Here is a 23,007-nt window from a genome sequence, read left to right on the forward strand (position 1 = left end):
AAGTGAAAATTAAATTATAGAAATCATGAAAAACATCTTTTTATTTTTAGTAATCTTTTTTTCTTTGGCAACTCAAGCACAAGAGGACAACCAGCCAATTCATGTAAAAGTTACAGGCAAGGGAAACCCAGTTATGCTAATTCCTGGCTTTACAGTACCTGGCGAAAGTTGGGGTGCTACAATTAATCAATTAGAGGAAAACTATGAATGTCATGTTATTACACTTGCAGGTTTTGGAGGGAAAAAACCAATAGGTTTTCCTTGGCTTCCAAAAGTAAATGAAGCTCTCGAAAACTACATCGAACAAAATCAACTAACAAACTTGACAGTAATTGGACATAGTTTAGGAGGAACCATAGCCACCTGGCTTGCTAGTAGGGAAAACAGCAGGATATCGGAAATTATATTGGTAGATGCACTACCAGCAGTAGGCGCAATTATGATTCCAAATTTCAATCCTGAAAATCTAGTATATGACAGCCCTTTTAATAGCCAACAGTTGTCAATGAATGAGACTGACTTTGAGCAGATGACTACAGGTATGGCTCAAGGAATGAGTCTAAATCTAGAAGCTCAAAAAAAAATAAAAGACTGGATGATTATGGCCAATAGAAAAACCTATGTGTACGGATATACCGATTATCTTAAACTAGATTTAAGGGAAGAACTAAAAAATATTTCTATACCTGTAACAATAATCGTAGCGGATAAACCATTTGGAAAAGAAATGGTTACTCAAACTTACCAAAGTCAATATGCCAATTTAACAAAATACGATTTTATAATTACAGACAATTCTGCACACTTCGTAATGTTCGACAAACCTAAATGGTTCATAGAGCAAATCCAACAAATTTTAGCATCAAACTAGATGAACATAGAAAAGGAATTCACTCAAATATATAATACATATGCTCATAAAGTTTTCAGGTTGTGCTTGGGTTATGCGTCTGGTGACGAAGATTTGGCAAAAGAGTGGCAACAAGAAACTTTTATAAAGGTATGGAAGCATAGAAATTCTTTCCAAGCAAAGTCATCCATAAGCACTTGGGTTTATAGAATAGCAGTAAATATATGTTTGGGTGATTTGAGAAAATCAAAAAAGCATGCCCAAATTAACGAAAACACACTAGAAATAGATTCGATGGGTAATGAAAAAGAAATACAGGAAGTACAAATTAGAAAAATGTATAATTGTATCGATCAACTTACCCAAAATAATAAGGCAATTATTCTACTAGAACTAGAAGAAATTCCTCAAGCTACAATTGCAGAAACGTTAGGAGTAGCTCACGGTACATTAAGAACACGATTAAGCAGAATTAGAAAATCACTTTTAAAATGTATTACAAATGAAAAATGATAAGTTAACCCAAACATGGAACAGGCAAAAGAATGTGCCACCTCTCGCGAATCCTGACCATATCATTAAAAAAGCTAAAAAACAGCGCTCTAAGCAATTTATAGCAATAGCAGCTATGTCAATAACCGTCCTAACATTGCTAATCTATTCTATTTATTATAGCAGTAATCAATGGAATAATTTTACTTTAGGTCTTGTATTAATGATTTCCAGCCTTACTTTTCGTATCATACTAGAATTCGTTTCACTTTATCGAAAGGAAAGTCAGGTAATTTCATTAGACAATCTATCGTTCAAAAAATACCTAAAAAGACATTACAAAATAAGGTCGAAAGTGAACTATATAATTACACCTATATGCTTTGCAATATATATATTCGGATTTACAAGGTTATTGCCTTATTTCGAACAAGAGCTTTCCAAAGGTTTTTATACTTACATCTTAATCTCTGGAATTGTGTCGCTTTTTGTTATAGCAATAATTATTGTGAACAGCATACTAAAAGAAAGTCATTTTCTAAATCAATTGAATAGAAAATAGCCTACTAAACCAAATGGCCGAAATAAAAAGCACGAAAGCACAACATGGTGTAAGCGTAATAACGGCTGAATTTCCCAATCGGAAATTCAAACCATTTTGCTAAATTAGGAGCGTCAGCGGAAAATACTCGAGCATTTTCCCGTTACTGATGCTTACACAAAACCGTATATTCAATAAATGTAAAAAATGGGATTAGGATATTTCTTTGTGAATCCAGATAAAAAAGAGTATTTCAATCCGGCCTTAAGTGGAGGATATTTGCGCAGAAGACAAGTTTTTAAGGAGGAATTGCACTTATATGCTTTAGAGTTATTAATGTGTGAATTCCCAGGAGAAAACCATAAAATCCTGAATAAGAATTTAAGAAGTTGGTCAGGAGATAGACTTTTGGTACTGTCAGATAATGATTGGACATATCCTGATCAATCTTTATCAAAAGTTAAAAACTCAAATCAAGAAAATTATCCAATAAAAAAATACAGAGACATAACAGAAGAATTGAGTTTATACTTGGTTGAAAATGAACCAGAATTTGCAGAGAAATTTATTCCCCAACTATTCATTGAATCATTACTGTTTATAGAACTTGTGAATTTGAATTACCGAATCAAAGACAAATCAATCGAAAATTTGATTGTCAAACATTTCGGTAAGGACTGGGAAAAGAAATATCGAAAATCATTTGCTAATCCTGCTACAAATATTGATCAAATTGAAAGGTTAAAGCGAATCAAAAAACATAACAAAACCTAAACTGTATTAAAATGCAGTTTAGCCAAACGTTAGCATTAATTAAAGACAATGAAAATATTATGCCTAATTATCTTATTTCTTAATACCGTCTCTTATGGTCAAGAAATAAGATATGTTAACGCCAAAAATGGCTTAAATATTAGAGAAAAACCGAACTTGGATTCTCGAAAAATAGGTGCGCTTAATTATTTAGAGAAAATTGAGGTTGCAAAAAAAACGGGTATAAAATTATCAATTACCGATAATGGAAAAAAAATACAAGGAGAATGGCTTAAAGTGTTTGTAACTAAAAAAAATGCCATTGTTACTGGTTACGTTTTCGATGGGTATCTAATAAATAAAAAAAGTGAGTCAGACATAAATGAATGGAGTATCAATGATTTTATAGTTGAGTATCCAAAAAATTATGAGACTGAAGTAAAAAGTAATATAGAATATGAAAGAGGTCAATGGAAAGGCGTTCCCAATCCTTTTATAGCTACTTATAGAGGAAATTACATTGGAGACTATCATCACATAGATTTTGAAGACTCCGATGGGAGGATATATGACTTTGGATTTGGACAAAATGATTTTGGAAGCATATCACTTTTTGACAAAAAAGAATTAAATGATAGCCCAGAATATTTAGGCAAGTCATTTAAAATATTTTGGGAGTGGAAAATGTCATCATTCCCTTGTTGTTCGGGCGACTATGAAACAGTTAAAGCTTATCTTCCTTCAATAGTGAAATTAGAAATATTAGAAAACTAATGCTAACAATTTGTATATTGTATATGTACCCTGTGGGATGCAAATGCAACATACGAGAGACGTTAGTAGTATTTAAAGTAAGTGGCTCAATGAAAATAGTAATAGCAAAAAAAGAAGATCTTGAACAAATATTAGAATTGCAAAAGGCTTGTTACTTAGAAGAAGCAGAATTATATAATGATTTTGAAATCCCTCCGTTAACGCAAACACTGGATTCAATTAAATCTGATTATGAAAAGGAAAGGTTTTTAAAGATTGAGTACGAAGGAAAAATTGTTGGTTCTGTACGCGGGTATTTAGAAGACGGTACTTGTAAAATTGGAAGGTTAATAGTAGATAAAAATTTACGAAATAATGGTTTAGGGAAACGACTCATAAAAGAGATTGAATCTCAATTCGATTCTGCCCAACGTTTTGAATTGTTTACAGGATATAAAAGCAAAAGGAACTTGTCTCTTTACAATAAACTTGGTTATTCTGAATTCCAAAAAAGAAGAATAAATGAAAAACTAGAATTTATTTTTCTAGAAAAAGAGAATAATAAAAAAAGCGACTAACATGTTGTAAAAATGCATTTTACACTAATTGCTAACAGCAATTTTGAATCAACATCACGTCAAGTAGAAAATTTGAAAAACAAAACAGATATAAATGAATACTATCGAATTCCTATTCTTGATGGATTAGAATTGTTGAATGCGAAATCCTGTACATTTGATTTCCCATTTCACACACACGACACATTCAACATTTCGTTAATTTTAAAAAATACTTTTTATACAAAACTTACCGATAGATTTTTAAAAGCACCTGTTGGAACAATTTGTATTACTAACGCAAAGCAAGTTCACGCTACACTTTGCGACCATTATATTGGGAATTCATTTTTTACATTTTACGTATCGCCAGATGTAATTAAAAAACTAAACAATAATCAAGATGTGTTTTTTAAAGACAACATTATTGATGATCAGAATATATTTAGCGAACTTTATTTTTTATCACTTAACTTAAACAAAAGCGATATTCATTTTGAAAAGAGGCTAAAACAGGTATTAACTTCGTTAATTTCAAAATATTCATCCAACAAAGAATTTAGCTACGGAACAAAACAACTTTTTCAAGATTTTATCAATAACACGTTCTTTGATACTTTTTCATTAAGCAAAACTGCCTTGCAATTTGGAATGAGTAAATACAAATTCATACGATTGTTCAAGCAAGAAACAGGTTTAACACCTAACAATTTTATTCTTCTAAAAAAAATTGAGCAAAGTAAAGAATTGCTGAAAAATGGAAATCCAATATTTGATGTTGCTATCGACTGCGGATTTTACGACAACTCACATTTCTATAAAAACTTCAAACGATTCATTGGCGTTAATCCATTGGAATTCCAAAATGCTTTCTTCGCTATTTAATGCAATATTTTACAATAGAAAAGAATTCTAAACCTTCATCTTTGCTTACATTAAAACCAAAACAATGAAAATTTATCTTTTATTAATATATATACTAATAACGACTATCGCATTTTCACAAAAAAAAGAATATGCAAACGAAGATTTAGAGAGTAAACTAGATTCTTTAATTACAAACACAATGGAATCCGAGCATATCGCTGGAGCCTCATATATTATCGTAAAAGATGGAAAAACGTTATTAAAAAAAGGTTATGGATATGCTACTCTAGGCAAAAATGCAAAACCCGTAAACCCAGATTCTACAATTTTCAGAATTGGCTCAATAACAAAAACATTTACCGTAACAGCACTTCTTCAACTTGAAGATAGGAACTTGATTGATTTAGACAAAGATGTAAATCAATATCTAAAATCAGTAAAAGTCCCAGCCACTTATAATGAACCGATAACAGCTTCACATCTTTTTACACATAGTGCTGGATTTGATGAATTGAGAGGAAGAGTAGTTTATAAAAAAGGTCAACAAATAGCATTAGAAGATTTTCTTCACGATAAATTGATACGATTAAGAAAACCCGGAATTGTACCGGCATATTCTACTTTCGGTATGGCACTTGCTGGATTATTGGTGGAGGATATTAGTGGATTTACTCTCGAAGAATATATGAAAAGGAACATTTGGGAGCCACTTGGAATGACAATGACAAGCATAGAATTAACAAAAAATCAAGAAAAAAATTTATCAATAGGTTACGAATATATGAATGGCATCAACATTCCGCAACTCTGGGAGTGGTATCATACTTACCCTGCTTCCTCAATTAATAGTACTACCGCAGATATGGGGAAGTATCTGCAAATGCATCTTAATCTCGGTGAATTCAACAAGAATAAAATTTTAAACCCAGAAACAGCTTTATCAATGCAAACCCAACAACTCTCTATAAATCCAGAAGTTTATGGTTTTGCATATGGTTTTTATGAAAAAAACCAATTTGGTCTTAAAGCATATAATCACGGAGGAGATATGCTGGGATATAGCTCGTTCATAACACTAGTTCCCGAAATTAATTTGGGAGTATTTGTCGTTCATCATCACGAAAACACGAACTTAAGAAATAAAGTTATATCTCAGGTTTTAGAGCATTTTGGAACTAAAGATGTAATCAATCCAAATCCTAAAAGAATGAATAGTGATGTTTCCAAATTTACTGGAAATTATAAATGGATGTCCACCTGTAGTACATGCCTTGATAGTGACAAGCAAAAAACTTACGAACTAACTGCAAATAAAGATAATACTCTTTCAGGTTTTGGTAGAAAATTTTATCAAGTAGAACCATTATTGTTCAAAAGTTACGATGGAAAAAGGGTTATGGGTTTTTTACAAAATAACAGTAGAAAAATTAAGTATTTGTCTTTAGGAAATGTAAACGTATTTGAGAAAGTGGAATAAAAACTACTGACAATACCATATAATTTATTGCTAGTTCTAGCCTATTTATAAAAACCCTTTCGAATTTTCTATTATATTTTTATTTGCTAAATTAGATGATTGACCACGCAACAAATCATTAATGAATTATCAAACATTTCAACCTCATCCAGATTTAGAATCGCTCATTAGCTGTTATTGGACTTTAGAAGTGCCTGCCGATAATGATTCGCAAAAACAACGAATTGTACCAGATGGCTGTATTGAAATGGCTTTTATCCTTGGTGATGATATAAAGCGATATACTTCGGAAGATGAATTTATCCTGCAACCTCGCGCCATGGTACTTGGACAAACCATAGAACCATTTTATATTGAGCCAACAGGATATGTGAATACATTCGCAATCCGATTTTACCCTTACGGATTTGCCAATTTTGTAACAGAACCAATTAAAAACTTAGCTAATAAAGAAACGCCATTAGAATTATTGTTTGACGAAAAAGCCGCTAAGCAACTAGAACAAAAACTAATTCAAGCGAAAGATGTTAAACAACGAATAGAAATCATAGAAAGATTTCTGCTAGAAAGATTAAACGAAAAATCAACCGTTGATTATATTGTAAAATCAACCGTTAACGCCCTTTTATCTACAAACGGAAACGCACCGATAAAAACGATTCTTAAAGATGACTTGTCCAAAAGAAGACAACTTGAGAGAAAGTTTAAGAAACAAATCGGAGTTAGCCCAAAACAGTTAGGCAAAGTCATTCGACTACAAACCGCATTAAAAATGTTACTTAACAAAGAAACAGAAAGCTTAACCAGTATCGCTTACGAAAGCGAATATTATGACCAAGCACATTTTATTAAAGACTTTAAGGAGTTTACGGGAACTAATCCAAAGGAGTTTTTAGGAAATGAAAATATGGCTCTTTCTGCTCTATTCTACAAATAGATTGAGTGTCGCATTTTTACAATTTCAACCTTCACGAATAATCTAATTTCGTATCATTAATCTAAACAGAGAAAATGAAAAGAATTGTACTAAGTGCTTCTGTAATGCTTGCCTTTATCCTTATGGCTTGTAGTAATAAAAATAAATCTAAACCAGAAGTACAAAAAGTAGATTCTAGCCAAGAGCAAATAATTAATAATATGAAAAGTTTTATTTCCCTTTTTGAAATTCCAGCAACAGATGTTTCACGAGCAGTTAGTTTTTATCAAGCAATTTTGGACATTAAAATTGAGAAAATGGAAATGCCAGGGATGGAAATGGGCATATTTCCATACGAAGGACAAACGGTTACAGGAGTTATAATGAAAGAAGAAGGGCTCAAACCTTCGACAGATGGAGTAACCATTTATTTAAATGGTGGAGATAACCTTCAGCATATTCTTGATAAGGTCGAAAAAAATGGAGGAAAAGTCGTTGTCCCAAAAACTGCTCACGCAGACGAAAGTGGCTTTTTTGCTTTGTTTTTAGATACGGAAGGAAATAAACTCGGTTTAAATTCCCCAAATTAAACGGAAGAAAAGCGAACACACAACAACATATAAAAGCATTAGCGATTTGGGTACAAACTCAAATCGTTTTGGTTTTAATTAAGTATATTGTTATCAGAAAAGCAAGTATGTTTTAATCTGTTCCTGCTACTAAACTAACGTAAGTTTTCGATTTAAAAGCAGTCTAATTTTAACGATAAATACACTAAAAATGTTACTTGTCACCTTGAGCGCAGTCGAAAGGTCATTAAAACCTATGATTTTAAATAGGTTTCGACTTTAGCCTGTCTTGAGCGGAGTCGAAAGGCTCAACCCGACACTTAAATTAAATCACTGGCATTCAGTATAATAATATTATGGTTACGTCGAACTCACGTTAAACTAAACACTGCCATTAAAAAAATAAACCTAAATGATTCTTGAACGACATACATTTGAATACAAGGACAAAATCATTATCGAAAAGATAAAAATGGCGACACCTTTTAGATATGAAGCTATTTTCGAAAACAGTGGTTGCTTCATATACTTTAAAGACAGAGCGCCCAAGTTAATGTCTGCAGAACAAAATGTTCAGGTTAACAGTCAAGAAGCGGTATTATTGAAATGTGGCAATCATTTTTTAGATCTATTAAAAAAGACCGATGATGAGGAAGTTGAGGCAATAATTGTTCATTTATATCCAGAGGTACTAAAAAAACTATATTCAAAAGAGCTGCCTAAAATAATAGTAGAAGAAACCTGTAATGTACAAAGTGAGGTAGTTGTATCCAAAGAGGTTATTTCAAGATTTATCGAATCTCTGGAGTTTTATTTTCAAAATCCACTTTTGATAAATGACGATTTACTTGAATTAAAGATAAAAGAGCTCATTCTATTATTAATACAATCAAAAAACGTATGCTCCATACAAGAGTTAATATCAGATTTATATTCAACTCGTAGCGTTCAAATAAAAAATATAATCGAGTTACACCGGTATTCAAATTTAAGTCTAGATGAGTTAGCGAAGTTGTGCAACCTAAGTTTATCCTCCTTTAAACGAGAGTTTAAAAAGATCTTTAATGACACCCCTAATAATTATATCACTGACCAAAAATTAAAAAGAGCAAAAGAACTTCTAAGAATCACAGAAATGCCTGTTAGTGAAATTGCTTTCGGCGTGGGGTTTAACGACCCGCTTTATTTTACACGAATTTTCAAAAAGAAAATCGGTGATTCTCCAAGCGAATATCGCCAACTCAACACAGCTTGAACCTATAATCCATATCTACGGACTTTTACTCCATTTTCCACACGTTTACCCTCTATACTTTTGTACTATAGAATTTTATAGAACAAATGGCACATCCTGAAAATTAAACAGATGTGCCTTAAAAACAAAAGCTTATGGAAAAAACATTGGTGATAGTAACTCATCCTAAACTAGAGAGTTCTAAAATTAACAAACGCTGGATTCAAGAACTTAAAAAATATCCAAATAACGTCATTGTTCACGATTTACATGCAACCTATCCGAGTCTGGAAATAGACGTTCAAAAGGAACAACAATTATTAGAATCGGTAGATAAAGTCATACTTCAGTTCCCATTTTATTGGTTTAATTGTCCGCCTTTCTTAAAGAAATGGATAGACGATGTGTTAGCTCACGGATGGGCTTACGGTAAAAATAGTGGGTACAAACTTGCAGGTAAAAAAATTGCATTAGCTGTTACTGCTGGTATTAAAGAGGAAGATTATAAAGCATCTGGTAGGTACGACTATACACTTGAAGAGCTTACCAGACCTTTTGAAACCACCTTTAAGTATGTTAAATCAGACTACAAATCACTTTATGCTTTTTATGGAGAAGAGCATAATCCAACCACGGAAGACATTGAGACTAGCTCAAAAAACTATATAGATTTTATTGAACATCTATAAAGTAAGTGTTGGTAAACACATGTAATAATGTTACAAAAACATCAAATCTTTAATAATTAAAATACAATAAAAATGAAAAAAATATTTTTAATCGCGTTAACGAGTTGCTTATTAGCTTCTTGTGCAAATGGACAAAAAGCTGAAAAAAAAGTAGAGTTAACTGCAGAACATAAGAAACAGGAAGAAGCCAATTTAATGGAAGCAAATCGTAAGTGGGCAAAAGCTGCTAGTCCTGAAGAGTTTTTCAGTTTCATTGATAACGAAGCCTTGATGATGCCTCCAGACAAGCCTGTAATTAAGGGACACGAAGGGATTGGAAAAACCTTAAAAGAATTTCAATCATTACCTGGCTTTAAAATCACTTGGGAACCACAAGAAGTTTTTGTGTCTAAAAGCGGGGATTTAGGTTATTCAGTTGATAGAATTTTGGTGAATTTTGATGGTGAAGACGGAAAAACAGTAAATCTATTTGAAAAAGGCGTTACAATTTGGAAAAAGAATGATAATAATAAATGGAAAATGGTTGTTGATATTTGGAATGTAGACCCGACCATCAATTCAATTTATAAATAATCTATGACGATGAGAATTTCAGTTTTAACAATACTAGTAGCGTGCATTTCTATTTCTTATTCGTACGCTCAAAAAAAACAAGTTCAAGAGAGCAATTCTCTTACAAGTAACTCAATAAATATAACAAAAATGAATATTCAAGACGAAAAACAAAGCTTCAACGACATCAAAGAAGTTACAAAAGCACTCGAACCATACATCAAAAGCGCACTAACGGGAGACGGTAAGTTAAGTAGATCTGCATTTTATGATCATGCCCATATTTTAGGTTCAATCAAAGGTACAGTTTATAATATGACTGCAGATGAATTTGGCGGTGCTGTTAGTGAAGGAGGTCCTTCAGAGAATGTACAACACCATATAACATGGATTGATATTTCAGGCCCAGCTGCTGCTGCAAAAGTTGAGTTTTTGGATTGGAATGGTTTACGATTTACAGACTTCTTTGTTCTGTACAAAAAAGACGGACAATGGAAGATTAGTGGAAAAGTTTACAATTCGCATTCTAAAAATTGACTTGTTCAATAACGACACACAATAAACACATAAATAATAGCGGTTTGAGTTTTAATTCGAGCCGCTATTACTTTTAAAAATGACTAGCATTAAATCCGCTACTATCCATACAAAAACTCCTTAACTACAATTAACCCTTTTTCTACATTTGTGGATGTGTTAGGCCTCATACAAGATGATGATCTTGCCTGTTACCATTTTGTTCCAATGCTTCGTAACGATTTTGAGATATATACTAGATAGATTACCAGGACTTTAGCAAGAGGTTGTCGCGCTTGGAAATATTCTGAAAGAAAAATGAGTAATTTAGACATTGAATTAGTACTAGAGAGAATCCCTAATAGATAGGATGGGGAAAGAAGGCGCACCAGTGTTAAAATTAAAAAGTAACTAACAAAACCTAAAAAAATTGAGCTCTTCTAAAATAGAACATTTACTAAATTATTTTGAAAACTATTGGGCAATAGAAAGTTCAACGGTTAAAATACTAGATGAATGTGTAACGGAAAGAAAACTTAAGAGAAAGGAAAGCATCTTAACAGAAGGAGAGCATTGTAATCACTTAACTTTTGTCGTAAAAGGAATTTTAAAGACGTATCACATTGACAAAAAAGGAAACCAACACAATCTTCAATTTGCTTCCAACAGTAAATGGTTAACCGATTTTAATAGTTTATATAATAATATCCCTAGCGGACTTTATATTCAGGCTATAGAGCCTTCTATCATTCTGCAAATAAAAAAAGAAGACCTTTTTCATTTATATGACAACTCTCCTCTTTTTGATAGAAATATGAGGATTGTGACGGAGGAAGCCTTTATCGAGCAACAAGAAAGAGTTTTACAGCATATAAGTTCCACAGCACATGAAAGATACCTCTACTTTCTTAAAAGATATCCAAATTTATCAAACCGCATTTCAAATGTACAAATTGCTTCATACATTGGTGTAACACCTGAATTTTTAAGCACGATACGAAAGAAAATAGCCGTTGAAAGGTCATTTTCTTAAACTATCTTATAGTTCTACTCAAAAAAGCCAAAGTAGATTTGCCAATAATAATTCAGAATAAATGGAAAAAACGAATATCTCTAAGTTCATTATCGTAATAATTCTTTTTGCATTTATCAGTTCATGTACAACTAAAACAAATAATTCAAAAATGATAGTAGAAATCACGACTTACAAAGCAGCAGAAAATGTAACGCACGAAGAAATTTTATTGGCTTCAAAAGCATTTAACAAAAATTACTGCTCTAAATGTACAGGTTTGATTAGTCGACAATTTTTAAAAACGGAAGACGGTTACATGGATATTTTCGTTTGGAAAAGTAAAGAAGATGTTGAGCGGGTTCAAAAAACATTTATGCAGGACGAAAATGCAATGAACTTTGCAAACTTGACAGATTCAAGTAGCTTAACAATGAAAAACTATGAGGTGATTGAGTCCGTTGAATTTTAAACTACAATGAGAATAGAAAAACGAAGATGGTTTTGATTTGTTGGGAAACTTATATTATCAAGGTTTTAACAAAGCAATAATGGAAAACAAATTAATTTTGTTACATCTATAACCGAAGCTTTAAACGTATTGACAAACTAATGCGCGTTAACAAAACCAAATCTATTTAAAGGAGAATAAAAAGACCTGTTGAAAGTGTCAATTTTTAGATATTTTCTTTGCTAATCCATTTTCCAATATCAGGAGCTTTATAATGTTTCATTTTGTTAAGTAAATCATCAATATTATCGCTTACCAAAACCATTTGTTTATTAGTTTCTTTTAAAAGCCCATTCTTTACCATGGTATCTAATAAGCTTATAAGTGCATCGTAATAACCGTTAATATTTAGTATGCCAATGGGTTTATTATGAAGCCCCAGTTGCCCCCAGGTTAACATTTCAAAAAGCTCATCCAGTGTTCCGAATCCTCCCGGTAATGTAATAACCCCATCGCATAAGTCATTCATTTTGGTTTTTCTTTCGTGCATGGTATCCACTAAAATCAATTCGCTAAGCCCTTCGTGAGCCAGCTCTTTTTCTTTTAAAAAGTTTGGCAGAACCCCAACAACTTTGCCATTTTCTTCTAGAGCTCCATCTGCAATGGCTCCCATGAGCCCAACTTTAGCGCCACCATAAACCAATGCTATATTTTCTTTAGCTAATGTCTTACCTAGTTGTTTAGCCTTAACTTCAAAAATGGAGTCGTTACCAAAGCTGGAACCACAAAAAACAGCAATCCTATTCATTTAAATAAACTATATTCTCTTTTTTTAATTCCTCCAATAATTTATTTATTTTAATACTATCAACTGAAACTAAATCAAATTCGCCTAGTTCTTTAGCTATATTAATTCGCATGTTCAAATTATAGATTTTATTAACTTTTACTTTATTTAATTCACGTTCTTTTATTACTTTATTTATATCAATAAATGCCTTTTTAAACTGACCATTTTTAAAATATAAATTAGCTCTTTCTTCAAGTATTGTAGTATGAGATATTACACTTAATTTTTTTTCGGCTAGGGTATTACATTTATTCAGATCCTCGATTGCTAGCGTTAGATTATCCATGTGTTTATAAAAATATGCTCTTTCCCAATAAGCACTGAAATTGTTAGAATCTAATTGTATTGCAGTTGAAAAATCTCTTAAAGAATTATATATGTTTTCGCCTTTTTGGTAATAATTACCTCGTTTATAGATCGACCCTCTGGTAGTAAAATAAGTAGGGTTTTTTGAATCGATTGAAATGGCTTTATTTATATATTCGTATGCTAAACTAAGACTTAAGTTTGAATGCGGAGCTCTATGAATATAAATATTGGATATTTTATAATATATATGCGCTTTACCCTTCTTATCTTCCCTTAGAAAAAGAGCTTGAAGATAGTGGTCTTTTATTTTTTCTATTTGATCATTTATTTTTTCTGAATCAGAATTTCTTTGATATTTACTCATTTTAGAGCTTAGAATATTTGCAATCGAATAATGGCAATACCAGTTTTTTGGATTTATCCGAATAGCTTCGTTCAATAATGATAATGCTTCTTCAAATAAATCTAGATCTGCATTTATATTAGCAAGTTCAATCAAATCATAACTATTTACATTGTCTTTTAATTTGCAAGCAATTTGATAATATTCTTTTGCTAAGGTTAAAAAACTATCTCTTTTTCCTTCTTCTCTACCCAATAGTTTAAAATTGGTATACTTTCCTTTATAGGCTCTACCTAATAAATAATATACATTGCTATTTGTTGAATCTAATTTTAATGCTTGGTTGAGTGTTTTAATTGATTTCTCATACTCATTCATTTTGTTATGGCATATGCCGGAATATTCTAAAAGTTTTCCATTAGTTTCCAAATATGTTACTTTTTTAAGGTAATTGAGAGTGTTCTTGTAATCATTTTGACTAAATTTAGACATACCGGCTATAGAAAAAATAATATCATCGATATCTCTTGTTAACTCTCCAGATTTTAAGTCATCTAATTCCTTAATTTGTTGCATGTCAGTATCACCTATTTTCTTCGAATTTTCTAAATAAGGATTATTTAAATCAGTAAGTAAATATTTAATTCTAACTTTAATAGGACCGTCACAACTTTCGTCATAATCGCCCCAAATAATTAAGTCGGCATTATGATAGTTTGCTATTCTTTGAGCTTCAGTATTGGTATAAACACACTCATTATGTCGAAGTAGATTAAAGTTTATATTTAAAGAATTTTTATCTATTAAGCTTTTATATTTTTCAAGAAGTTTTTTTTCATAATTTGTATCCTCAACATTACAATTTTTATCTGGATGAAATGGAAGTATTAATACCTTAAATGATTGACTTTTCTCAGTAAACACTTTATCCCTTCCTACTAATTTGTTAACTTTATCTCTAGGTATAAGCAATAAAACTGTAGAACATAAAATAAACAAAATCAGCGAAATTTCTTTAATACCTATTTCTAATTTTGGTTGGATAATTAAATTTATATAATTGATTTTGCCACTAAAATTATCTGATTTGTTTACAATGGGTTGATTCTTATAAAATGAAAAAAGAATTAAAAACCCTATAAAAACAATCAGTCCTAAGTTGATTTTTAAAGTTAATTCGCAAGCTTTTAAAAGCCAAATAGAAAATAACTGAGCAGAGTAATATTGCCATGAATTATTTGGATAACTATTCTTTACATTTTCAATAAGCTTATTAATTTCCTCTTCTGTTGATATAGCACCTAATTGAGTAATACAAAATATTATCAACACATATAATATAGTATAAAGTGACTTTTTTCTAAACACATATGAAGTGAATTTATCCCACAATGTTTTAAAATAATAATTTGTCATTTAATTTATTATTTAGGAGAGGACTATTGATAAGACATAGCTATGTTATATACGCAAAATAAACTTAATAATTCAAAACGAAAAGACACTTTTTTCAAAATGTAAAAGAGTAAAAACTACTTCTTATTATTCTTTTTATCCACATCCGCCATCATCCCTTTAGGGTCAATTTGAACACTTTTAACGGCTTTTGAAGCTTCGAAAGCATACTCAGGGTATGCCCAGGCCCAATCGGCTATTATAGTAGCCGAGGTTGGCTTTTCACCTCGCATCATTTGCAGCGGGATATAAAAATCTTCAGTAGTATCATCTGTATAAGTTACAGTTACATCTATAGGCATTGGCATTAAGCCTATGCGCTCTAAAGTGATGGTTTTGTCTTCAACACTTTTCACCCCGTAATCAATAGTATTGGTTGTTTGTGCAAAATCTGTTAAATACCAGTCTAGTTCTAAACCAGATACTTTTTCTGCAGACCTAATAATACTGTTAGGTGTTGGGTGTTTAAAAGCAAAATCGTTAAAATATTTTTTTATGGTTTTCTTTAGGTTGTCTTCGCCAATAACATAACCCAATTGTGCCATAAACACAGCACCTTTACTGTATGCAGAAATACCATACCCCATGTTTGAATGATAACGGTCGGCATGGGTTGTAAGTGGTTGTTCTTTACCAGAACTAGCTAAATACATATAATTCCCATAAGCACTGGCAACAGGATTCTTTCTATTATGACCCATAATATCATTTTCAGCTAATTCGCTTATATAAGTCGTAAACCCTTCGTCCATCCATTCATGCTTTGCTTCGTTAGTGGCTAACAAAAACTGAAACCAAGTATGTGCCATTTCGTGAGCTGTAACACCAAATAAACTTCCAAAACTACGGTTACCCGTTATTAGTGTGCACATGGCATATTCCATACCACCATCACCTCCTTGAATAACAGAGTATTGCTTATAAGGGTATTTACCAATACGCTTACTAAAATATTGCATTAATTCTACCGTTTTAGGTTGCAATTTTTTCCAGTTTTCCAGTTTATCGGCGGCTAAAGTGTTTTTATAGTAGAAGTGTAATAGTGGACCGTCCGGAACCTGAATGGTATCGTGAATATAATCTGGGTCTGCAGCCCATGTAAAGTCATGTACTTTAGGCGCTACAAAGTGCCAGGTTTTTTTACCGTTTTTAGCTGATTCATTTGGATTTTGCAAGTAACCCGAACCACCAACAACATAATTTTCGTCAATGGTTAGTTTTACGTCAAAATCTCCCCAAACACCATGAAACTCACGGCCAATATAAGGATCGGCGTGCCATCCTTCAAAATCGTATTCTGCCATTTTTGGATACCATTGTGGCATAGAAAGCGCTACACCTTCCCTATTATTTCTACCTGAACGACGTATTTGTAACGGAACCTGAGCATCGTAAACCATAGTAAATGTTACACTTTCTCCCGGTTGTATAGGTTTTGCCAGATCAACTTCTAAAATAGTACCAACGGTTTCGTGTTTTAAGGCGGTACCATTTTGTTTTAATGAGTGTACTTTTATAAAACCAATTTCGTTAGGCTTTAATTTGCTAATTCTGCTACCAACCCTCGAATCTGGGTCTGCTATAGTACGAGAACGAACATCCATTTCGCTTCCCGGTTGAAAAGCGTTAAAGTATAAATGGTAGTATACCCGGTTTAAAACATCTGGCGAGTTATTGGTATACACTAATGTTTGATTTCCTTTGTATTGATAGGTGTTTACATCCATATCAATTTCCATTTTATAATCTACATGTTGTTGCCAATAAGCGGTTTTTGATACAGATTGTTCGGCTTTAGCTTGTGGTGTAGTAATTTTTTCAGGTGTTTTTTGTGTGGTCACGTTTTTTGAACCACCACAAGACATAAACACACTGATGCTTAAAACAGAAATGAGGAATCGTTTCATTGTGAAATAAAAGGTTTTAAAAAAGAAAGCTGCCTGAAAAGAACTTTGGTGTCTTATTCGAGCGCGCTCGATGTGACATTTCTACTCTGTCAGGCAGCTTCTTTTATATTCGTTAAAAATATTACTTAGACATTTTAGACGCCAGAATTAATGCATTATATGCATTAACCATTTTAGACGACTTAGTTAAATCGGCAAAAGGTCTTACATCGTCGGTATTTCCACCAACAATTACCTTTGTTTTTACAGTTAAACCAGAATCCATAAGGATTTGTTTTACCTGAGCGGCACTTAATTTAGGATAGTAAGAACGAATTAAGGCAGCAACACCAGCAACAGCTGGAGCAGCCATAGACGTACCTCCTTTGGTTTTGTATTCGTTTTCTGGTGTTGTAGAATATACTTTGGCACCCGGTGCAAAAACATCTACATTTTGCTTTCCGTAGTTAGAAAAACCAGCAACTAATCCAGAACCGTATTTTGGAGCCAGTGCTCCTACTCTTATGTATGTATCTGAAACTTCTTCACCATTTATGTTGTCATCTGGGAAATTAGGTTCCGTATCTACATCTTTACTATCGTTTCCAGCAGCATGAACAAAAAGCACATCTTTTTTTCCTGCATATGCTATGGCATCGCGTACCCAATCACTATGTGGTGAGAAGCTTTTACCAAAACTACCGTTTATAATTTTAGCACCATTATCTACAGCATATCTAATAGCTAGAGCAACGTCTTTATCATATTCATCTCCATTTGGTACCGCTCTTATACTCATAATAGCCACATTATTGGCTACACCGTTGGCACCTTTACCGTTATTGCGTTCTGCCGCAATAATACCTGCTACGTGTGTACCATGACTTTCAGATTTTTTAACCGGTTTTACATTACCGTTACCATAAGATTTGGCAGACAGATCGTCTGGATCGTCACCAGTAACACGTCCTTTAAATGTTTTATTTAGGTTGTAATTTAATCGTTCATTAATACTTTTTACGCCATTAGAGATTTCTTCTTTAGCCTCTGCCATAGATTCCATGCCATTGCTAAACATATATTGAGCTACTTGTTTAGCCTGTTTAAGAGTAGGGTCTTCTGTTTTAATGGCAATAACCTCTTCTTTAGTATAATCTTTTTTACCTAAGTGCTTAGATAAAGCTTCATCTGCAGATTTTATTTGCTCGTATATCTGGTCGTAGTTTCCTTTATAACCAGAGTATTTATTATATTCTTTATCATACTCGGTTTGTGCTCTGTTATAATCTGGATGACTGGTATCTCCCTTGGCTAAAATTCTAACAAACTCTAATTGTTCGTCATATCCATCACCTAAAAAGTTCCAACCATGGATATCATCAACATAACCATTATTATCATCATCCTTTCCATTATTTGGAACCTCTTTCGTGTTAGTCCATAATACATCGTCTAAATCTTCATGATCTATATCAATGCCCGAATCAATAACAGCAACAATAACTTTTTTGCCTTTTTTGTTTTTAATAATTTCAGTGTAAGCTTTGTCAACACTCATTCCTGGAATGGTATCTTTTACTAAATCCAAATGCCCCCAGTTGTGCTTTTCTGCCTCGGTTAATTCTGAAACTTTTAATGGCGTATTATCGATATTTTCGATTGGAGTTGATAGGATTGTTGCTGTACCACCACACCCCGAAATTAATATCGCCGCAAAAGCAGAAGCTGTTATTGTCTTAATTGTTCTCATACTTATAGTCTTTACGTTTTTTTGTAATTTTCGTCTTTAAATTTATTTAGTTAAATATTTCTTCTGTTGTATACACGGTATCTAGTCTTACACCTTTTTCGGTTTTCTTTACCGTAATAATTTCATTATTCGCATCATGTTCTAAAAACAAATAGTAATTGTTATCTGCGGCGAGGTTAAGGAATTTTTCTTTTTCGTTGAGAGTTAGCAAGGGTCTGGTATCGTAGCCCATAATGTAGGGAAGAGGTAAATGTCCGGCGGTAGGCAATAAATCTGCCATAAAAGCAATGGTTTTGCCTTTGTATTTAACAAGTGGTATCATTTGCTTATCGGTATGTCCGCTAGCAAAAAAGATATCGAAACCTAGTTCGGAATTGTTTTGTAGATCATTTTCTGGAAGTGATGTAAATTTAAGCTGTCCACTTTCTTCCAAGGGGATAATGTTTTCTTTTAAAAAGGAAGCTTTTTCCCTTCTGTTTGGTTGTGTTGCCCACAACCAATGGTCCTTATTGCTCCAAAAATGGGCGTTTTTAAAAGCGGGTTCGTAACCTGTTTTATTTGTGTTCCATTGCACGCTGCCTCCACAATGATCAAAATGTAAATGTGTTAAAAAAACATCGGTAATATCATCGCGATGAAACCCATGTGCTTTAAGCGAACCATCCAGTGTATGGTTGCCCCAAAGATGATAATAGCTAAAAAACTTTTCAGATTGTTTGTCACCCATACCATTATCTATCAATATCAGTCTATTACCGTCTTCTATGAGTAAACAACGGGTTGCAATATCAATCATATTATTGGCATCGGCAGGATTTGTTTTTTGCCACAGAGACTTAGGTACTACACCAAACATAGCACCACCATCTAGTTTAAGGTTTCCGGCATTTATGGGAAATAAGTTCATAGAAGGTAAAATTAAACAAATCGCAATAAAAACCGCGAATTGTTAAGAATTTATTAAGAAAAATTTTATAAAAATAACTAACGAGAGATAAAAGTTTTGTGTTAATTTTGGCGTTAAATTTAATTGACATTTCTGTTGAAATCGTTTTTAGCCTATATTTTATTATTCTCTCTCGTTTTAAGGCCTGCTTATAATATAGGTTATGTAGCTTATTTTCAGTTAAATATCGACTATATTATTGAAACGTATTGCGTTAATAAAGAAAAGCCAGAATTGCAGTGTAATGGTAAATGTCATTTAGCAAGCCAACTAACAGTAAACCCGATTGAAAATACAGAGGACAACTCATATTTAGGTTCGATATTCGAAGCTTTTGTTCCTGTTTATTTACATAAAAACAAATCCCATTTTATTTTAGAACAACCCATTGCTTTAGTTAAGCATAATTGGAATTATAATAATATGTTTTCTACGCCAGTAAGGGATATTTTGATTCCTCCCCCACAAGCTTAATACTTCTTTTTAGATTTTACATACGGTTGTCTGGTTTTACCAGATGCAAATAGTTATGATCTATATCGTTAGATTATTCGTTTGATATCGTATTGAGTGGTTGTGCGTCATGTTGAACTTGCTTTATTTGTCAAACAGTTTTTCGACAAAGAGGCTTTTCGATAGACCATGCTCACGGCGTGGTACTCGAAGTGCCATACCGAGCTCTGTATGATCTATTACGAATAATCAAATCAAACCTTATTACATATAACCTGTACGATTTCATGAATCGTAAGTGTGTTGGTTATGTGTAATATTCAAAATATTAATAAAACTACAAATGAAAAATATACTAGTACTTGCAATATTGTTTGCAAGTCTAAGCGCATATGCGCAAAACAAATACAGCGGAAAAGTTGTTGATGTTAACAATCAACCATTGGTGCAAGCCACAGTTCAATCCCAAAGTAATTTACAAAATGCCATAGTTACAGATGGTCATGGTGCCTTTTCAATTTTATTAGAAGAAGACACGCCCGTTATTGTAAAGTTTATTGGGCATAAAACGGTTACAAAAACACTTTCTAAAGGCAACAATATTATTGTTCTTGCTTACGACGATGAAGTTTTAGATGAGGTCGTTATTTCTGCAAGCCGCGAAACACAACAAAGAAAAGACGTTTCGGCTTCCATTTCGGTGATATCTGCAAAAAGTATTGAAGAAACCAAAGCCTTAGGTATAGACCAATTGGTAAATGATGTTCCGGGGGTTTTAATGTCTACCTCTAGAGCAGCTAGCAATGAGCAGCATTTCATGGCGGTACGTTCCCCAATATCTACCAAATCGCTGTTTTTATATGTTGAAGACGGTTTACCTATTAGACCCACAGCCGTTTTTAATCATAATGCACTTTTAGAAATGAACGATGTTGCTTTTGAGCGTTTAGAGGTTTTAAAAGGACCAGCATCCAGCATTTACGGAAGTGAAGCCATTGGCGGAAGTTTTAACTTTATTACTAAAAAACCTACCAGGGATTTTACCGGATATGCCGGATTTCAAATTAACGATATGGGGTTAACCCGTTACGATCTGGAATTATCTAAGTATGCCAGCGATAAGGTTGGGTTTTATGTTGGCACGCAGTATACACAACGTAAAGATGGCCCAGTGCAACACAGCGATTACGAAAAATTCGCGTTAACATTTAAAAATGTATACCACATTGCACCCTCTTTAAATTGGACCAGCGTGTTCAATATTGTCGATTACAGATCGGATATGGCGGGCTCTATTAGTGAATCGGATTATTCTGCAGGAAATTACGAAAGCGATCAAACCTTTACCAAACGTGATGCTTTTTCTTTTAGGTTTAGAAGTACATTAGATAAAATCTGGAACGCCAAAAATAAAACAGCGTTCAATTTTATTTTCAGAAAAAATGTTATGGGACAAATCCCATCGTACCGTATCAGGCAGTTTAGAAATAGCGGACAATTAACAGGGCTTGGTCGTGGCGAAATCAATGAAAATTCATTTTCGAGTCTTGTTGGTTTAATACAGCATAAAGTGGATTTCGATTTTGCGAATTCGTCGTTAATTATAGGATCTTCTTTAGATTATTCGCCGCAAGATTACGTAGCCGAAACCATTGGTGTAACTGTTAATACAACAACAGGACAGAACATAGGATATGCATTAAATTCCAGAGATTATATTCTTAATTACGATGCCAGCATTTTAAACTATGCGGGGTATTTTCAATATGAAATTAACCCTATTGAAAAGTTAAAAGTAACAGCAGCTTTACGATACGACGGTTTTGAATATGATTATAACAACCTGGTTGATGCAGTTGCTGGGCCAAGAGATTCTAAAAACAGCTATAACAATGTATCTCCAAAATTAGGGGCAAACTATAACCTAACTGAGAAGCTGGGGTTTTATGCTAATTACTCTAACGGGTTTACGCCACCGCAAACATCTACCCTATACCGTAACAGTTTTGTGGGTGTTGGTGGTGATGTGTTCGATTTAAAACCGAGCAGTTATGATAATTTTGAAATAGGCTCTTATTTTAGGGCATCGAGCCGCTTAAAAGCAGATGTTGCACTTTATCTTTTAGAAGGCAAGAATACGTTGGTGACTTTACGCAATGAAAATGACGAGTTTTTTAATGCCAATGTTGGGAAAACACGATCGTACGGTATTGAATATGGTATTAAATATTCGCCAATTGAAGCTTTAACGATTAGCCATAACGGAAGTTTTGCAAAACATAGATATATCGATTTTTTCGATAGAGGTGTCGATTACTCTGATACTGATAGAGAAACAGCTCCACAACTTTTAGGAACTTCTAAAATCAGTTATAAACCACAAGCCATTAAAGGGCTTTTGTTTAGCGTTACCCACGAATTGGTTGGAAAGTATAATACCAGTTTTGAAAATCAGGTTGACAATGGCGATGGCACGTTTAGCACGGCTGTTTACGACGGACATAATGTGTTTAATGCTTTGGTTTCGTATGAAGCAAAGTGTTTTGAACTCTGGGCTCATGCTCTAAACATTTTCGACGATCTGTATGCCGCCAGAGCGAGCTATAATAGGTTTAGAAGAGAAAACGGCTATGTTATCGGAAACCCGAGAGCTTTTCACTTTGGGGTGCGGTATAAGTTTTAATCATTTTGGGGTTGTTTGATGTCATTCAGAGCGACCCGTGCTGAGCCTTTCGGCTTCGCTCAAGATAAACTAAAGTCGAAGCAAGCGAATCTGCCTCCGCAGG

Annotated in this window: 23 protein-coding genes; 18 read left to right on the forward strand and 5 right to left on the reverse strand. The window is 33.1% G+C overall.

Annotated elements, in window-relative coordinates:
* Positions 1 to 25 precede the first annotated feature (25 nt).
* From C1H87_RS12395 to C1H87_RS12470, 16 genes are all read left to right on the forward strand, one after another.
* On the forward strand, positions 26 to 871 hold the full coding sequence (locus C1H87_RS12395; protein ID WP_199769287.1) for an alpha/beta fold hydrolase: 846 nt from the start codon (positions 26 to 28) through the stop codon (positions 869 to 871).
* Positions 872 to 1,363, forward strand: coding sequence for an RNA polymerase sigma factor (locus C1H87_RS12400; protein WP_102756118.1), 492 nt, complete (start codon positions 872 to 874; stop codon positions 1,361 to 1,363).
* Positions 1,353 to 1,904: a hypothetical protein gene (locus C1H87_RS12405; protein ID WP_102756119.1), complete on the forward strand. Its 552-nt coding sequence runs from the start codon at positions 1,353 to 1,355 to the stop codon at positions 1,902 to 1,904. The genes C1H87_RS12400 and C1H87_RS12405 overlap by 11 nt, the downstream gene beginning before the upstream one ends.
* A 186-nt stretch (positions 1,905 to 2,090) precedes the next feature.
* Positions 2,091 to 2,657: a hypothetical protein gene (locus C1H87_RS12410; protein WP_102756120.1), complete on the forward strand. Its 567-nt coding sequence runs from the start codon at positions 2,091 to 2,093 to the stop codon at positions 2,655 to 2,657.
* A gap of 48 nt (positions 2,658 to 2,705) precedes the next feature.
* On the forward strand, positions 2,706 to 3,410 hold the full coding sequence (locus tag C1H87_RS12415) for an SH3 domain-containing protein (RefSeq protein WP_102756121.1): 705 nt from the start codon (positions 2,706 to 2,708) through the stop codon (positions 3,408 to 3,410).
* Positions 3,411 to 3,499: 89 nt separating this feature from the next.
* Positions 3,500 to 3,967 (forward strand): GNAT family N-acetyltransferase, encoded by a 468-nt coding sequence (locus C1H87_RS12420; protein ID WP_102756122.1) that lies wholly within the window; start codon positions 3,500 to 3,502, stop codon positions 3,965 to 3,967.
* Between the two features lie 12 nt (positions 3,968 to 3,979).
* On the forward strand, positions 3,980 to 4,831 hold the full coding sequence (locus C1H87_RS12425) for a helix-turn-helix domain-containing protein (protein WP_102756123.1): 852 nt from the start codon (positions 3,980 to 3,982) through the stop codon (positions 4,829 to 4,831).
* A 64-nt stretch (positions 4,832 to 4,895) separates the two neighbouring features.
* Positions 4,896 to 6,290, forward strand: a complete 1,395-nt coding sequence (locus tag C1H87_RS12430) for a serine hydrolase domain-containing protein (protein ID WP_102756124.1) — start codon at positions 4,896 to 4,898, stop codon at positions 6,288 to 6,290.
* 121 nt (positions 6,291 to 6,411) lie between these two features.
* Entirely contained in the window at positions 6,412 to 7,227 is an 816-nt protein-coding gene (locus C1H87_RS12435; RefSeq protein ID WP_102756125.1) for an AraC family transcriptional regulator, read from the forward strand.
* 74 nt (positions 7,228 to 7,301) lie between these two features.
* Positions 7,302 to 7,796, forward strand: coding sequence for a VOC family protein (locus tag C1H87_RS12440; protein WP_102756126.1), 495 nt, complete (start codon positions 7,302 to 7,304; stop codon positions 7,794 to 7,796).
* 391 nt (positions 7,797 to 8,187) lie between these two features.
* A complete protein-coding gene (locus C1H87_RS12445) occupies positions 8,188 to 9,030 on the forward strand; it encodes a helix-turn-helix domain-containing protein (protein ID WP_102756127.1) in 843 nt (280 codons plus the stop codon).
* A gap of 134 nt (positions 9,031 to 9,164) precedes the next feature.
* Positions 9,165 to 9,698 (forward strand): NAD(P)H-dependent oxidoreductase, encoded by a 534-nt coding sequence (locus C1H87_RS12450; protein WP_102756128.1) that lies wholly within the window; start codon positions 9,165 to 9,167, stop codon positions 9,696 to 9,698.
* Positions 9,699 to 9,770: 72 nt separating this feature from the next.
* Positions 9,771 to 10,271, forward strand: a complete 501-nt coding sequence (locus C1H87_RS12455) for a YybH family protein (protein ID WP_102756129.1) — start codon at positions 9,771 to 9,773, stop codon at positions 10,269 to 10,271.
* A gap of 129 nt (positions 10,272 to 10,400) precedes the next feature.
* Positions 10,401 to 10,787: a nuclear transport factor 2 family protein gene (locus C1H87_RS12460; RefSeq protein WP_158655215.1), complete on the forward strand. Its 387-nt coding sequence runs from the start codon at positions 10,401 to 10,403 to the stop codon at positions 10,785 to 10,787.
* Positions 10,788 to 11,196: 409 nt separating this feature from the next.
* Positions 11,197 to 11,799 carry a Crp/Fnr family transcriptional regulator gene (locus C1H87_RS12465; protein WP_199769288.1) on the forward strand — a complete coding sequence of 201 codons (603 nt, stop codon included), beginning with the start codon at positions 11,197 to 11,199 and terminating at the stop codon, positions 11,797 to 11,799.
* A gap of 151 nt (positions 11,800 to 11,950) precedes the next feature.
* Positions 11,951 to 12,250 carry a hypothetical protein gene (locus C1H87_RS12470; protein WP_158655216.1) on the forward strand — a complete coding sequence of 100 codons (300 nt, stop codon included), beginning with the start codon at positions 11,951 to 11,953 and terminating at the stop codon, positions 12,248 to 12,250.
* 205 nt (positions 12,251 to 12,455) lie between these two features.
* Here the strand turns inward: C1H87_RS12470 and C1H87_RS12475 are convergent, their stop codons facing one another.
* From C1H87_RS12475 to C1H87_RS12495, 5 genes are all read right to left on the reverse strand, one after another.
* Positions 12,456 to 13,037 (reverse strand): LOG family protein, encoded by a 582-nt coding sequence (locus C1H87_RS12475; RefSeq protein WP_102756132.1) that lies wholly within the window; start codon positions 13,035 to 13,037, stop codon positions 12,456 to 12,458.
* A complete protein-coding gene (locus tag C1H87_RS12480) occupies positions 13,030 to 15,147 on the reverse strand; it encodes a tetratricopeptide repeat protein (protein ID WP_102756133.1) in 2,118 nt (705 codons plus the stop codon). Before C1H87_RS12480 ends, C1H87_RS12475 begins: the two co-directional genes overlap by 8 nt.
* A 116-nt stretch (positions 15,148 to 15,263) precedes the next feature.
* Positions 15,264 to 17,093: a M1 family metallopeptidase gene (locus C1H87_RS12485; RefSeq protein ID WP_102756134.1), complete on the reverse strand. Its 1,830-nt coding sequence runs from the start codon at positions 17,091 to 17,093 to the stop codon at positions 15,264 to 15,266.
* 121 nt (positions 17,094 to 17,214) lie between these two features.
* Positions 17,215 to 18,822 carry a S8 family serine peptidase gene (locus C1H87_RS12490; RefSeq protein WP_102756135.1) on the reverse strand — a complete coding sequence of 536 codons (1,608 nt, stop codon included), beginning with the start codon at positions 18,820 to 18,822 and terminating at the stop codon, positions 17,215 to 17,217.
* A 46-nt stretch (positions 18,823 to 18,868) separates the two neighbouring features.
* Positions 18,869 to 19,729, reverse strand: a complete 861-nt coding sequence (locus C1H87_RS12495; protein ID WP_102756136.1) for an MBL fold metallo-hydrolase — start codon at positions 19,727 to 19,729, stop codon at positions 18,869 to 18,871.
* A 135-nt stretch (positions 19,730 to 19,864) separates the two neighbouring features.
* Here C1H87_RS12495 and C1H87_RS12500 point away from each other — a divergent pair, with 135 nt between their 5' ends.
* Together C1H87_RS12500 and C1H87_RS12505 are read left to right on the forward strand one after the other, a co-directional pair.
* Complete coding sequence (locus C1H87_RS12500) at positions 19,865 to 20,242, forward strand: hypothetical protein (protein WP_102756137.1); 378 nt, start codon at positions 19,865 to 19,867, stop codon at positions 20,240 to 20,242.
* Between the two features lie 322 nt (positions 20,243 to 20,564).
* On the forward strand, positions 20,565 to 22,904 hold the full coding sequence (locus tag C1H87_RS12505) for a TonB-dependent receptor (RefSeq protein WP_102756138.1): 2,340 nt from the start codon (positions 20,565 to 20,567) through the stop codon (positions 22,902 to 22,904).
* The last annotated feature ends 103 nt before the right edge of the window (positions 22,905 to 23,007 follow it).

The organism is Flavivirga eckloniae, assembly GCF_002886045.1.
Classification (GTDB): domain Bacteria; phylum Bacteroidota; class Bacteroidia; order Flavobacteriales; family Flavobacteriaceae; genus Flavivirga; species Flavivirga eckloniae.